Consider the following 12,265-nt stretch of genomic DNA (forward strand, 5'->3'; position numbering starts at 1 on the left):
CAACAGCATAACCGCTTCGGCATTGTCGGTCAGCGCTGTTGGCCAGAAACGACAAAGCCACCCGAAGGTGGCTTTGTCCTATAAGCAAGCCTGAAAGAAACTCAGATGCTTAGCTGCCCTTCTTGTAGAAGTGCTCGAAGCAGAAGTTGGTCGCTTCGATGTAGCCTTCAGCGCCACCGCAGTCAAAACGCTTGCCCTTGAACTTGTAGGCCAGCACGTTGCCTTGCTCGGCCTGTTTCATCAGGGCGTCGGTGATCTGGATTTCACCGCCTTTGCCCGGCGGAGTCTCTTCGATCAATTTGAAGATGTCAGGGGTCAGGATATAGCGGCCGATAATCGCGAGATTGGACGGTGCGTCCTCAGGAGCCGGCTTTTCTACCATGTTAGTGACGCGGTAGAGACCGTCCTTGATTTCATCACCAGCGATCACACCATACTTGTTGGTTTCCTGTGGATCGACTTCCTGAATCGCAATGATCGAGCAGCCATAGTGCTTATGCAGCTTGACCATCTGAGCCAGAACGCCCTCACCTTCAAGGTTCACACACAGGTCATCGGCCAGTACGACAGCAAACGCTTCGTTGCCGATCAAAGGGCGACCACTGAGGATTGCGTGGCCCAGGCCTTTCATTTCGGTCTGGCGCGTGTAGGAGAAGCTGCATTCGTCGATCAGGCGACGAATACCGACCAGGTATTTTTCCTTGTCGGTACCCTTGATCTGGTTTTCCAGCTCATAGCTGATGTCAAAGTGGTCTTCCAGAGCTCGTTTGCCACGACCCGTGACGATGGAGATTTCATTCAGACCTGCATCAAGTGCTTCTTCCACGCCGTATTGGATCAGTGGCTTGTTGACCACCGGCAGCATTTCCTTGGGCATGGCTTTTGTCGCTGGCAGAAAGCGAGTGCCGTAACCGGCTGCTGGGAACAAGCATTTCTTGATCATATAAGTCCCTAATAAAAAAGGCTGTGGCTGTTTGCGGCGCAGTCTAATCAGGCGGCGGCAACCTTACAATGCCCCGTCACTGGCCGTCCGCTGCTTTGGTAGAGGAATTTCAGCACATATAGTTCCGCAACATCGTAGATATTGCACGCTTCAAAGACTGTTGGTCCACGCTTCAAATCACATATATGATCGAAATCTGTCTGCCGGACGGCGCACATTCAATCACTTGAGCCAAGGCCCCTACACCTTGAACACGGTGCGCCGTGACTCGCTCAAGCGTAGTTGACCCCGCTTGGTTGTGCGGGAATAAAGTGCAGCGTGTGGACATGCGCTTTATCATGCACGGCCTGGAACATCCAAAGAGATTGATGATGTCGGAAGTGAAAAGCGTTAATGGATACCTGATCAACAAATTGCAGGACGGCCAATGGTGGGTGTCTGATGCCCTTGGCGAAGCTATTGCGGGTCCGTTCGCCTCGGAAAGCGCAGCCATCGAAGTCGCCGCAGTCCTGCAAGACCAACCCAAAGCCCCGCGCCGCCGCTCCAACCCTAAACCCTGATCGTCGATGGTCGCGATGCCGATGTGTGCGGGACGTAAATCTCGCATGATTCGCGTGCAACTATTACGCCATCAGTCGGTCGAAAAAATGGCAGACACTCCTCGATAGCGCTCATCACGAAGCATGAAACCATGAACAAACTTTTATCAGTTATCGCTGTACTGGGGCTCACCGGCTGTGCGACCGCGTCTAATACCTACTTGAACAACGGCCAGCAGGGCCTGAGCATCGACTGTTCAGGAGAAGCCATGTCTTGGAGCAGTTGCTACGAGAAAGCGGACGCCTCCTGCGCAGGCACGGGCTACAACATTGTTGCGACTAATGGGACGGCGCAACCTAAAGAAAGCGACAAAACGCTAGGCGTCGACGTAGGCAACTACAAAAGCCGCAACGTAATCGTGACCTGTAAGTAGCACTGACTTCACGTCCACCAGAAAATGCCCCGTCGACTGTTTTTTTGAACTGACAGGGCTTTTACAGGTGAATTTCCGCAAACTTGATACCCAGCCCGCGGATGGTTACCACCAACTCGTCCAACTGGTAGAAAGACTCGACTTCGTCGTCATCATCTACCAGAAAAAAGCTTGTGCCCGCGCTTGTCTTGAAAAATACGATCCACTCCCCCGCAGTGGCCGGATTCTGAATGATGTGAGTGGTCGAAATATTCCCTTCTGCATGCCGCAGCGTCACCAACTCTCGCTTCATACATCCCTCAAACAATCGAAACTCTCCACCCCGTCAGACCTGCTTCCGGCTTCAGCCGGAGATGCAATCTGTGGCGGCTTTCTGGACATCCATGGGCCGCAGCGGCATGTTCGCGATACGTTCGTAGACCTTGATTGAGCTGCCACTGGAACGGTTTTCGATCATCACCACTGCTGCGGGGTCCGAGCTGAATTTTTGCGCAATGATGACGCGCAAGCCATCATTGTTTGCCTCGATCAACGGCGGCTTGCGGCTATTGGCTAGCTTACCCACCAAGCAATCGGCATAGGCTTTCGGGCTCTTGCCGGAAATTACGCTCATGGTAGGTGGGGTATGCTCAATCTCTTCAAGAGTCGCGCAGCCGGTCATCGCGAGAGCCAAAAAAACTACTGCCAATTTCATACAATCCCTCCAGTTAGAATCCTACGACAAGCCTGAGAACGATTAGATCCGGGTTTAGGCACTTTTTATCGAGTATTAACGTAATAAAATGGGTATCGGCGATTAAATGCCTGCGCGCTCATGCTATCGTTTTGATTTTGCAGAAAAAGCCTTTTTCGGAGACACCATGAAATTTGTACACCAGCGCGAGCATCTCAACGAAGACGACATCGTCGTCATTGAGTGTTCCCAGCTCTGCAATATCCGCTTGATGAATGACGCGAATTTCCGCAGTTTCAAGAACGGCGGCCGCCACACTTACCACGGCGGTGCTTTCGACAGATTCCCGGCGAAGATTGTGGCACCCAGCACCGGTTTCTGGAACATCACCATTGATACCGCGGGGCGAAAAGTCGATACGGGCGGTGGCCGCAAGCCGTCGTTCACTCACACCATCAAGATTGTTCGTCGTTCGGCAACCCGGCTGAGCTGATAACGCTTGAATCGTGTCAGAAAAGGAATCCCTTGTGAGCACTCCCACCGCTACCACCAAATACGCTATCAGCTACAAACTCAACGGCGAACGCCGGTTTGAGTTTGCTCAGCTGCAATCAGCCTCCTCCGAGGAAGCTAAGGCGACTCTCGAAAAAATGCACAACGGCAGCGACGATAAAGTGACCGACGTCAAAGTCAGTAAGGCGCTCTGAGTCGCGCTTGAGCGACGGGCACACAGACGAATCAGCAGAGACTTCCCATGATTCGAAGTGAGCGTTCGGTGCCTGCCACCCTTGACTTGTTCGCCGATGACACTCTGCCGGCGCCCTGCATTGAACACATCGGCCCGCGCTCGTTTGTCCTCAGGGGATTCGCTCTGTCGCGGGGCGAACACCTATTGCCTGCGCTGGAGCGTGTTCTCAGCGAGGCCCCTTTCAGGCATATGGTCACCCCTGGTGGTTTCACTATGTCGGCGGCCTTGAGCAATTGCGGCAGTCTCGGCTGGGTCACTGACCGCAGCGGCTACCGCTATACCCCAATCGATCCAGGCTCCGGCAACCCATGGCCAGGCTTGCCTGATGTGTTCATGCAACTGGCCCAGGCGGCGGCGAGCAAGACCGGATTTGCAGGCTTCGTGCCCGATGTCTGCCTGATCAACCGCTATGCACCTGGGGCAAAAATGTCCTTGCATCAGGACAAAAACGAACTCGACTATGAGTGGCCGGTCGTCTCGGTGTCCTTGGGCATCCCGGCCATGTTCTTGTTTGGCGGCATGGCGCGTAGCGACAAAGCCCAACGCGTCCCGCTGTTTCATGGCGACGTGGTGGTGTGGGGCGGAGAAGACCGACTGCGCTACCATGGCGTCTTGCCACTCAAACACGCTGAGCATCCGCTGCTGGGTGAACAGCGTATCAACTTTACCTTTCGCAAGGCCGGGTAAAGCGCGCCGCCCCCGAAAGACTGTAACTAAACCCCGCGCTTGATCTTGACCATCGCATACGGCACTTTGCCGGCACGTCTTACCTCAAGGACTTTCCATGCTCCGCTCTTTGGCCAGCGCCTTCGCGCACAATTTTCTCGGACATTCACCGCGCTGGTACAAGCTTTGTCTGCTGCTGTTTTTGGTCGTCAACCCACTGTTACTGTGGGTGGCTGGCCCGGTTGCAGCAGGATGGCTGCTGGTGGGTGAGTTTATTTTCACCTTGGCGATGGCGCTCAAGTGTTACCCGCTGCTGCCCGGCGGGTTATTGATGATCGAAGCCTTGCTGATGAAGATGACCAGCCCGCAGGCACTGTATGACGAACTGCTGCACAATTTCCCGGTGATCCTGCTGTTGATGTTCATGGTCGCAGGCATCTACTTCATGAAAGACCTGTTGTTGTTCCTATTTTCCCGTCTCTTGCTCGGTGTGCGCTCGAAAAGCATCCTCGCGTTGATGTTTTGCTTCTTGTCAGCGTTTCTCTCGGCATTTCTGGATGCGCTGACCGTGACGGCAGTCATCATCAGCGCTGGGGTTGGCTTCTATTCGGTCTATCACCGGGTCGCCTCGGGCAACAATCCACGCGAACCGATTGCATTCAACGATGATCAGAGCCTGCACACCGATCACCATGCCGACTTGGACCAATTCCGCTCGTTCCTGCGCAGTTTGTTAATGCACGGCGCAGTCGGTACGGCACTCGGCGGTGTCTGCACCCTGGTTGGCGAGCCACAGAATCTATTGATCGGGCATGAAATGGGCTGGAATTTCAGCCAGTTTTTCCTGTATGTCGCACCTGTTTCACTGCCAGTGTTGGTGGCCGGACTCGTGACCTGTGTGTTGCTGGAAAAACTGGGCTGGTTCGGCTACGGCGCCTTGTTGCCCGTCAGCGTGCGCAAGGTGCTGGCTGACTACGCAGCTCAAGATAATGCCGAACGAACCAACGACCAACGCGCAGCCTTGATCGTGCAGGGGCTGTCAGCGCTGATTCTGATTGGCGGGCTGGCGTTCCATATCGCCGAAGTGGGACTGATCGGCCTGCTGGTAATTGTGCTGATCACGGCGTTTACCGGGATCACCGAAGACAGCCGCATCGGCGAGGCATTCAAGGATGCAATGCCCTTCACGGCCCTGCTCGTCACGTTCTTTGCTGTCGTCGCGGTGATTCACGATCAGCAACTGTTCACGCCGCTGATCCACTGGGTGCTGAGCCTGCCGCCCGAGCAACAGCCAGGCATGCTATTCATTGCCAATGGCCTGCTGTCGGCTATCAGCGATAACGTGTTCGTTGCCACCATTTACATCACCGAAGTGAAGCAGGCGTTTATTTCCGGGCACATGAGCCGTGAACACTTCGAGGCACTGGCTATTGCAATCAACACCGGGACCAACCTGCCCAGCGTTGCCACACCGAATGGTCAGGCAGCGTTTTTGTTTCTGCTGACTTCGGCGATTGCCCCCCTGATACGCCTGTCCTACGGGCGCATGGTCTGGATGGCCCTGCCCTACACCGTGGTCATGGGCCTTTTGGGTTGGTACGCGGTCAGCTATTGGTTGTAGCAGCACAACCGCTGGCTCGTGCCTTGGCCGGGCACGCCGTGCGGTGCAGGTTCAGCGCCGTGTTGATAATGCCGATGTGACTGAACGCCTGAGGGAAGTTGCCGAGCATGCGCTTCCCCAAGACGTCATATTGCTCAGCCAGCAACCCAACGTCATTGCACAAGCCGCACAATCGATCAAACAACGCGCGGGCCTCAGCATGACGGCCCAGCAGCACATATACATCGGCAAGCCAGAACGAACACACCAGGAAGGTCCCCTCGCTACCGGAGACCCCATCCTGCGTCCGATCACTGTCGTAGCGCAGCAGCAGACCCTCTTGCATCAGGGCCTTTTCTATCGCGGCAACGGTGCCGATTACCCGAGGGTCATTTGCCGGCAAAAATCCGGTCAAGGCGATCTGCAACAGGCTGGCATCCAGCGCTGTCGAACCATAGGTCTGTACAAAACTGCCCAGTTGCGGATCGAAGCCATTGAGGCACACGTCCGCATGAATTTCATCGGCAACCGCACGGCAATGGCGCGCCAATGCGTGGTCCTCTTCGGTTTCAGCCACTTGGGCAGCGAAGTGCGCGTTGCGGTCGAAGGCAACCCAGGCCATGACCTTGGAATGGGTGAAGTGCCTTGGCTCAGAACGAATTTCCCATATGCCCTTGTCAGGCAGGTGCCAGACATTTTCCAGAAACGGCATGATCACCTTGATGATGGCCGTGCTGCGTGGCGGCCTTGGCAAACCACCTTTACTGGCCTGAGTCATGGCATCGGCGACCTCGCCATACACATCCAGTTGCATTTGCGTCGCCGCAGCGTTGCCGATTCGCACCGGACGTGAGTTTTCGTAGCCTCCGAGCCAAGGCAGCTCGTATTCCGGCAGACGCCGTTCGCCGCCCAGGCCGTACATAATCTGTATCTGTTCCGGATTGCCGGCCACGGAGCGCAACAGCCATTCCCGCCATGCGCTGGCCTCTTCGTAATAACCCAGGTTCATGAATGCCAGGAGGGTCATTGTTGCGTCTCGCAGCCAGCAATAACGGTAATCCCAATTCCGTTCTCCGCCCAACTGCTCTGGCAGTGACGTTGTCACCGCCGCGACGATGCCGCCGGTAGGCTCATACGTGAGTGCTTTGAGGGTGATCAGCGAACGCTTGACCTGAGCTGACCACTGGCCGACCTCCGGGCATCGATCAGAAAACTTCCGCCAGAATTGCTCAGTTGTTTTCAGCGCTTTTTCGCCGTCGATAACGGTATGGACTGGATGATTCGACGCTTGATGACTGAGGACGAACACCTTGCGCTGTCCAGCCTCGACCAGAAAGTCGCTGCCAGTGCGGTGATCCAGCGCATGCAATGCTGTCGGCGTGCGCAGCACCAACATTTCAGGCCCGGCAACAGCCGTCAGGGTATGCGGATCGCGCATTTCAACCCACGGCACACTGCTGCCGTAATCAAAACGTATGGACAGGTCCAGCTCGAACCCCACGCACCCTTCCAGTCCCACCACGATGCGTACCACGTTGCTGGCGGTTTCCGTGGGCATGAAGTCGATCAGCATGGCGCGCCCGGTGTCGGTCTCGAACAAGGTTTCGAGAATCAACGTGCCCTCGCGGTAGTGCCTTTCGGTGTGCTTGATCGGATCTTTCGGGCTGATTTTCCAGCGGCCGTTATCGCTATCACCGAGCAAAGCGGCGAAACAGGCTGGCGCATCGAATCGAGGGAAGCACAGCCAGTCCAGCGAACCGTCCTTTGTGACTAGCGCAGCAGTCCTGCAATTGCCGAGCAATGCATAGTCTTCAATCAGTGCGGCCATAGTAGGTATCCAAAAATTCAGGCTGGCAGAATGTAGCGTTTGATTGCCGTCGCCACGCCGTCCTCCAAGTTGCTGCCGGTGACGTAGTCAGCTTGGCTGCGCACGCTTTCCTCGCCCTGGCCCATGGCAATCGACAGTCCCGCCTTATGAAACATCGCGACATCGTTGCCCCCGTCTCCGATGGCGGCCGTGTGTGCCAGCGATACACCCACATACTCAGCCAATGTCACCAGCGCCGCGCCTTTGTTCGCCGCCACGGCGTTGACATCCAGGTAATACACTTGTGAGCGCGAGGCCAGCGCGAGCCCGGCGATGTGTGGATTCACTTGTGCTTCGAGACGTTTGAGTAACGCGTGATCGGCACTGGCGGCGACGATTTTGTCTATCCGGTCCAGGTAGGGTTCGAAACTGGGCACGAGGATTGGGTCGTAGCCCAGCGTACGACGTTCGTGATCAACGTAAGCGCCATTCGGATCGAGCAATAACCACTCATCGTCGGCGAATACCCAAACGGCACACGCGTGATCGGCAAACATTGCCAGGCTGGCGATAGCTGCCGCCTGCGGAATGCGGTGGGCCGACATCACACGGCCATCGGGGTGGGTAATCAAACCTCCGTTGAACGCCACGGTCGGCAGATCGATACCCAATGCTTCAACCTGCTGACGCATCGCCCTGGGCGGACGGCTGCTGGCCAGGGTGAACTGGATACCAGCCGCTCGTAATTGCCCGATGGCCTCGATATTTGCCGGGCTCAAACTGTGATCGGGGCGCAACAAGGTGCCGTCGATATCGCACAACACAAACTGGATGAGGGGTCGTCGTTGACTGTTCATCCGATGCTGTGCCATTCACGTCCGTCGCGGGTCAACAAGTCATCGGCACCAGAGGGCCCATCCTCACCGGCCTTGTACAGCTCGACGTTGCTGTTTTTGCTCCATGCATCCAGAAACGGCTGCACCGCACGCCAGCCATTTTCAATGTTGTCGGCGCGCTGGAACAAGGTTTGATCCCCCGCAAGGCAATCAAAGATCAGCGTTTCATAACCTGTGGAGGGCAGCATTTCGAAGAAATCCTTGTAGGCAAAGCCAAGCCGGATGCTTTCCAGTTCTAGCGTCGGACCCGGGCGTTTCGCCAGTAAATCGAAACCCATGCCTTCGTTAGGCTGAATCTGGATTTTCAGGTAATTGGGTTTGAGCCTTTCGATGTCGGTGTCGCGAAATTGTGCGTAAGGCGCCGGCTTGAAGCAGATGGCTATTTCGGTGTCGCGGACGCTCATGCGTTTGCCTGTACGCAGATAGAATGGCACGCCAACCCAGCGCCAATTGTCGATCATGACTTTTAAGGCAACAAAGGTTTCCGTAGTGCTGTCAGCTGCCACGTTGGGCTCTTCCCGGTAGCCAGCAATGCTTTTGTCGCCGATCGTGCTTTCGGTGTACTGACCGCGCACCGAATTAGCCAATGCCTCCTCCTCGGACCATGGGCGAATCGCACCGATGACCTTGGCCTTTTCCCCACGCACCGCGTCAGCACCAAAGGCGGCCGGTGGCTCCATGGCGATCATCGCCAACAGTTGGAACAAGTGATTGGGCACCATGTCCCGCAGCGCCCCGGTATGTTCGTAAAAACTGCCCCGGGTTTCCACGCCTACGGTTTCCGCAGCGGTGATCTGTACGTGGTCGATGTAGTGGTTATTCCAGAAGGCTTCGAATAAGCCGTTGGAGAAACGGCTGACCAGAATGTTCTGCACCGTTTCCTTGCCAAGGTAGTGATCGATTCGATAAATCTGTTTTTCCGTCATGACCTTGAGCAGGCAGGCGTTCAGGGCTTCAGCGCTACGCAGATCGGAGCCAAATGGCTTTTCAATCACCACACGCCTGAAATAACCATCGGGCTCCTCCAGCAACCCGGACGAGCCCAGGCGCTTGGCGACTTCGCTGAAAAAACGGGGTGCCGTGGCCAGGTAGAACACCGCATTCCCTGTGTTAGTGTCTTTGATCTTCTCGGCCATATCGCTATAGGTGGAGTCGTCGAGGAAGTCTCCCTGCACGTAGCTGATCCGCGAGGCGAGTTGACGCCACAGTTCCGGGTCCAGTGGCTCAGCCCCACCCTCGGCGACCTTGCCCGATGCTTCCTGGCGGATAAAGTCTTCGAGTTTTTTGGCGAAGTCGATGTCACTGATTGCGTTGTGGTCCACGCCGACGATGTGAATGCCACTGCCCAGCAACCCGTCCCGGCTCAAATTGTAGAGCGCGGGCATCAATAAACGTTTGACAAGATCACCGTGAGCGCCCAACAGAAACAAGGTCGTAGGTGGTGCAACCTCAGGCTTTTGTTTTGACTTGGAGTGCAGCAGCCCCATTATTTTGGTCCTTCTTTATGTCCGCCAAAACCAAAGCGCATGGCAGAAAGCAGTTTGTCACCATAGGTACTCTGCTGGCGTGAGCGGAAACGTGCAAACAGCGCGCCGGACAATACGGGCACAGGCACCGACTGCTCCATGGCCGCATCAATGGTCCAGCGTCCTTCGCCGCTATCAGCCACTGAACCGGAATAGGCCTCGAGTTGCGGATCGCTAACCAGCGCATCGGCGGTCAGGTCCAGCAACCAGGAGGATACAACGCTGCCGCGGCGCCAGACTTCGGCGATATCAGCCACATTCAGATCAAAGCGCTGTTCAGGCGCAAGGTTGTCGGAGCCTTTCGTTTTGAGAATGTCAAAACCTTCGGCAAACGCCTGCATCATCCCGTACTCGATGCCATTGTGAATCATCTTCACAAAATGCCCGGAGCCTGCGGGGCCGGCGTGAATGTAGCCACGTTCAGCCCGATCATCGGGAGCGTCGCGGCCTTTGGTCCGCGCCACCGAGCCATAGCCAGGGGCGAGGCTGTCGAATAATGGATCGAGACGTTGGACCACCGCACTGTCGCCGCCGATCATCATGCAGTAACCACGATCGAGGCCCCAGACGCCGCCGGACGTACCCACGTCGATATAGTGCAAATGCTTTTGCGTGAGGGCCTGGGCCCGGCGAATATCGTCTTTATAGAACGTGTTACCGCCATCAATAATCACATCACCCGCTTCGAGCAGTTGGCTGAGGACGTCGATGGTCTCTTCCGTCGGCTCGCCGGCTGGCAGCATGACCCACACTGCGCGCGGTTTCTCCAGAGCGGCCACCAGCGCGGCAATATCTGCAACAGCGGTAGCGCCTTCTTTGGCAAGGGTGGTGCGGGAGGCTTCATCCCAGTCGTAAACCACGGTTGAATGGCCCTTGAGCATCAACCGTCTAGCAATATTGCCGCCCATGCGGCCCAGTCCAATAATTCCAAGTTGCATGTGGTGGTGCTCCTTAATGCAAAGAAAAGGGAATGCCTCACCTGATAACCCGGCAGTACATAAAAGGTTAGTCCAGAGGGCTCGGACATAGTTCGCAACAGGCTGGGGTGTCGGGATGAGCCTGCCTGATAACGCGCGCTTCCGCGATCAGGAAACACTCATGACAATAAAAAATAAAAAAGTTCCATTCTTGCGAAAAAGAAATCAGAATCGGCAGCGAGAGTGGTTGGCAAAGGTGGCTAAGGCTTGGATGATTACCGCCCCCCTCCCGCTAACGTTGTTGAAACACACCATTTGCGAGGTGAGCAATGGGTACATTACTAGCAGCACGTCCACCCCAGACCCTGTATGTCAGCATCCGTCGTGATGAGCTCAAGCAGCTGAAAGATGAACGCGATCAACTGCAGAATAAAGTCGCCCATTTGATCTTGCTGCTGCAAGAGTCTCAGCCTCTGCTGGCTGGACCCACTCACGGTCTGCAAGCCTGCAAATGACATCACTTTGCAGGCTCGCCGTAAGCCACGCACCACCCGATTGAAGCGCTGGTTTGATACTCACCTGGCAGGTCAGAGCTTCGATGAGTTGTACTGCACTAAAAGCCTGGTCAGTTTCGATTTCAAAGAGCGCCCTCGGCTCATCGGCGCCCCCTAAAAGGCTTGAACGATTTCAGCCTGATGCGGGGCAATCCCCCTGCGTCGATCGTACCTAAAGTGGTCCAGCAGTAATACTGTCCAAAGGCCTGCCAATCCGGCAGGCAATTCTATATTCCCCATACACGCTCATTTCCTTGCCGGCTCGACCTGAGTCACGAGCGAAATAATCTTCCGCGCTCAAAAAACAAACCATATCCGCCCCAATAAGCACCCACGGCGCACCGAGAAATGGCGCAGGCACTTCTATTTTCCTGGGTTAAATGTCCTTGAAATCGAGTGATTTTGTCTGGAAACCGAACCGCGTGGATAGATTGTCGAACAATCAGACGGACGGTATGGCGTCGATTTTGTACGTTTGCGTGCCCCATAAAAGCGCGATTCGACGGTTAAATGCGTTGTTATCTGCCACTTTGAGTGGTTAATCAAATGCCGCTGATCCGCAATCCAGACACCTGCGTAAAAAAAAAGTCGAAACTTTGCCCTCTGCCATGGGGTCATCATTAAAGAGAGCCTAAGCTATTGGCGTAACCCGAGTTTGGGCATTACCACCCGTCCTACTACCACGCAACCGGTAAATAGGTACCGATCTTGCGTAGTGCTTGTGTGCCCGGCCATAGGACATGGCCCATAACAACTCAAGTGCTGCACCAACACTGAATTGAATGGGAGAAAAAGATGATTAGCGCCGCTGCCAAAACCCAGAAGGGAGAGAGTTTTAACCAGCCGGCCAGCGAGCTGACCCATCTGCCGGTCTTCGCTTCGACTAGCGTTCCACTGCTGCAACTGCCGACTTCACAGCCAAGTATTACCCTGACCCACAGAAGAAAAGTTCTGTTCGTGAC

At 55.5% G+C, this 12,265-nt stretch carries 14 protein-coding genes and 1 pseudogene; 8 read left to right on the forward strand and 7 right to left on the reverse strand.

Annotated elements, in window-relative coordinates; all coding sequences use genetic code 11:
- Positions 1–109: 109 nt before the first annotated feature.
- A complete protein-coding gene (galU, locus tag QN399_RS16470; protein ID WP_219059733.1) occupies positions 110–943 on the reverse strand; it encodes a UTP--glucose-1-phosphate uridylyltransferase GalU in 834 nt (277 codons plus the stop codon).
- A gap of 371 nt (positions 944–1,314) precedes the next feature.
- Here galU and QN399_RS16475 point away from each other — a divergent pair, with 371 nt between their 5' ends.
- Positions 1,315–1,503 (forward strand): hypothetical protein, encoded by a 189-nt coding sequence (locus QN399_RS16475; protein WP_322179213.1) that lies wholly within the window; start codon positions 1,315–1,317, stop codon positions 1,501–1,503.
- A 131-nt stretch (positions 1,504–1,634) separates the two neighbouring features.
- Positions 1,635–1,916, forward strand: a complete 282-nt coding sequence (locus tag QN399_RS16480; RefSeq protein WP_322179212.1) for a hypothetical protein — start codon at positions 1,635–1,637, stop codon at positions 1,914–1,916.
- Positions 1,917–1,977: 61 nt separating this feature from the next.
- On the opposite strand, the gene QN399_RS16485 is transcribed toward QN399_RS16480, so the two are convergent.
- Both QN399_RS16485 and QN399_RS16490 read right to left on the reverse strand, forming a co-directional pair.
- Entirely contained in the window at positions 1,978–2,208 is a 231-nt protein-coding gene (locus QN399_RS16485) for a hypothetical protein (protein WP_322179211.1), read from the reverse strand.
- Positions 2,209–2,259: 51 nt separating this feature from the next.
- Entirely contained in the window at positions 2,260–2,610 is a 351-nt protein-coding gene (locus QN399_RS16490; protein ID WP_322179210.1) for a hypothetical protein, read from the reverse strand.
- A 166-nt stretch (positions 2,611–2,776) separates the two neighbouring features.
- On the opposite strand from QN399_RS16490, the gene QN399_RS16495 reads away from it, so the two are divergent.
- The 4 genes from QN399_RS16495 (at position 2,777) to nhaB (ending at position 5,624) form a co-directional block, all read left to right on the forward strand.
- Positions 2,777–3,082: a DUF1883 domain-containing protein gene (locus QN399_RS16495; RefSeq protein WP_322179209.1), complete on the forward strand. Its 306-nt coding sequence runs from the start codon at positions 2,777–2,779 to the stop codon at positions 3,080–3,082.
- Positions 3,083–3,116: 34 nt separating this feature from the next.
- Positions 3,117–3,296 carry a hypothetical protein gene (locus QN399_RS16500; RefSeq protein ID WP_322179208.1) on the forward strand — a complete coding sequence of 60 codons (180 nt, stop codon included), beginning with the start codon at positions 3,117–3,119 and terminating at the stop codon, positions 3,294–3,296.
- A gap of 47 nt (positions 3,297–3,343) precedes the next feature.
- Entirely contained in the window at positions 3,344–4,024 is a 681-nt protein-coding gene (alkB, locus tag QN399_RS16505) for a DNA oxidative demethylase AlkB (protein ID WP_330201272.1), read from the forward strand.
- Positions 4,025–4,121: 97 nt separating this feature from the next.
- The gene (gene nhaB, locus QN399_RS16510; protein WP_322179206.1) at positions 4,122–5,624 is read left to right on the forward strand and encodes a sodium/proton antiporter NhaB; all 1,503 of its coding nucleotides are present in this window, start codon (positions 4,122–4,124) and stop codon (positions 5,622–5,624) included.
- On the opposite strand, the gene QN399_RS16515 is transcribed toward nhaB, so the two are convergent.
- Genes QN399_RS16515 through gnd form a run of 4 tightly spaced genes read right to left on the reverse strand, consistent with a single transcriptional unit; the run spans position 5,608 to position 10,788 of the window.
- Complete coding sequence (locus QN399_RS16515) at positions 5,608–7,431, reverse strand: glycoside hydrolase family 15 protein (protein ID WP_322179205.1); 1,824 nt, start codon at positions 7,429–7,431, stop codon at positions 5,608–5,610. The genes nhaB and QN399_RS16515 overlap by 17 nt on opposite strands.
- Before the next feature lie 17 nt (positions 7,432–7,448).
- On the reverse strand, positions 7,449–8,267 hold the full coding sequence (locus tag QN399_RS16520) for an HAD family hydrolase (protein ID WP_322179204.1): 819 nt from the start codon (positions 8,265–8,267) through the stop codon (positions 7,449–7,451).
- On the reverse strand, positions 8,264–9,793 hold the full coding sequence (gene zwf / locus QN399_RS16525) for a glucose-6-phosphate dehydrogenase (RefSeq protein ID WP_322179203.1): 1,530 nt from the start codon (positions 9,791–9,793) through the stop codon (positions 8,264–8,266). The genes QN399_RS16520 and zwf overlap by 4 nt, the downstream gene beginning before the upstream one ends.
- The gene (gnd, locus tag QN399_RS16530) at positions 9,793–10,788 is read right to left on the reverse strand and encodes a phosphogluconate dehydrogenase (NAD(+)-dependent, decarboxylating) (protein WP_322217786.1); all 996 of its coding nucleotides are present in this window, start codon (positions 10,786–10,788) and stop codon (positions 9,793–9,795) included. Before gnd ends, zwf begins: the two co-directional genes overlap by 1 nt.
- A gap of 290 nt (positions 10,789–11,078) precedes the next feature.
- Between gnd and QN399_RS16535 the strand changes: the two genes are divergently transcribed.
- A complete protein-coding gene (locus tag QN399_RS16535; RefSeq protein ID WP_322179201.1) occupies positions 11,079–11,264 on the forward strand; it encodes a DUF6026 family protein in 186 nt (61 codons plus the stop codon).
- 834 nt (positions 11,265–12,098) lie between these two features.
- Positions 12,099–12,265, forward strand: a pseudogene (locus tag QN399_RS16540) (starch synthase); the annotation flags it as partial.

This window comes from Pseudomonas sp. 10C3, from assembly GCF_036346185.1.
Taxonomy (GTDB): Bacteria; Pseudomonadota; Gammaproteobacteria; order Pseudomonadales; family Pseudomonadaceae; genus Aquipseudomonas.

Excerpts from the sequence above, each read along its gene's own strand:
- galU (WP_219059733.1), bottom strand. The coding sequence starts at position 943 with ATGATCAAGAAATGCTTGTTCCCAGCAGCCGGTTACGGCACTCGCTTT.
- QN399_RS16475 (WP_322179213.1), top strand. The coding sequence starts at position 1,315 with ATGTCGGAAGTGAAAAGCGTTAATGGATACCTGATCAACAAATTGCAG.
- QN399_RS16480 (WP_322179212.1), top strand. The coding sequence starts at position 1,635 with ATGAACAAACTTTTATCAGTTATCGCTGTACTGGGGCTCACCGGCTGT.
- QN399_RS16485 (WP_322179211.1), bottom strand. The coding sequence starts at position 2,208 with ATGAAGCGAGAGTTGGTGACGCTGCGGCATGCAGAAGGGAATATTTCG.
- QN399_RS16490 (WP_322179210.1), bottom strand. The coding sequence starts at position 2,610 with ATGAAATTGGCAGTAGTTTTTTTGGCTCTCGCGATGACCGGCTGCGCG.
- QN399_RS16495 (WP_322179209.1), top strand. The coding sequence starts at position 2,777 with ATGAAATTTGTACACCAGCGCGAGCATCTCAACGAAGACGACATCGTC.
- alkB (WP_330201272.1), top strand. The coding sequence starts at position 3,344 with ATGATTCGAAGTGAGCGTTCGGTGCCTGCCACCCTTGACTTGTTCGCC.
- nhaB (WP_322179206.1), top strand. The coding sequence starts at position 4,122 with ATGCTCCGCTCTTTGGCCAGCGCCTTCGCGCACAATTTTCTCGGACAT.
- QN399_RS16515 (WP_322179205.1), bottom strand. The coding sequence starts at position 7,431 with ATGGCCGCACTGATTGAAGACTATGCATTGCTCGGCAATTGCAGGACT.
- QN399_RS16520 (WP_322179204.1), bottom strand. The coding sequence starts at position 8,267 with ATGAACAGTCAACGACGACCCCTCATCCAGTTTGTGTTGTGCGATATC.
- zwf (WP_322179203.1), bottom strand. The coding sequence starts at position 9,793 with ATGGGGCTGCTGCACTCCAAGTCAAAACAAAAGCCTGAGGTTGCACCA.
- QN399_RS16535 (WP_322179201.1), top strand. The coding sequence starts at position 11,079 with ATGGGTACATTACTAGCAGCACGTCCACCCCAGACCCTGTATGTCAGC.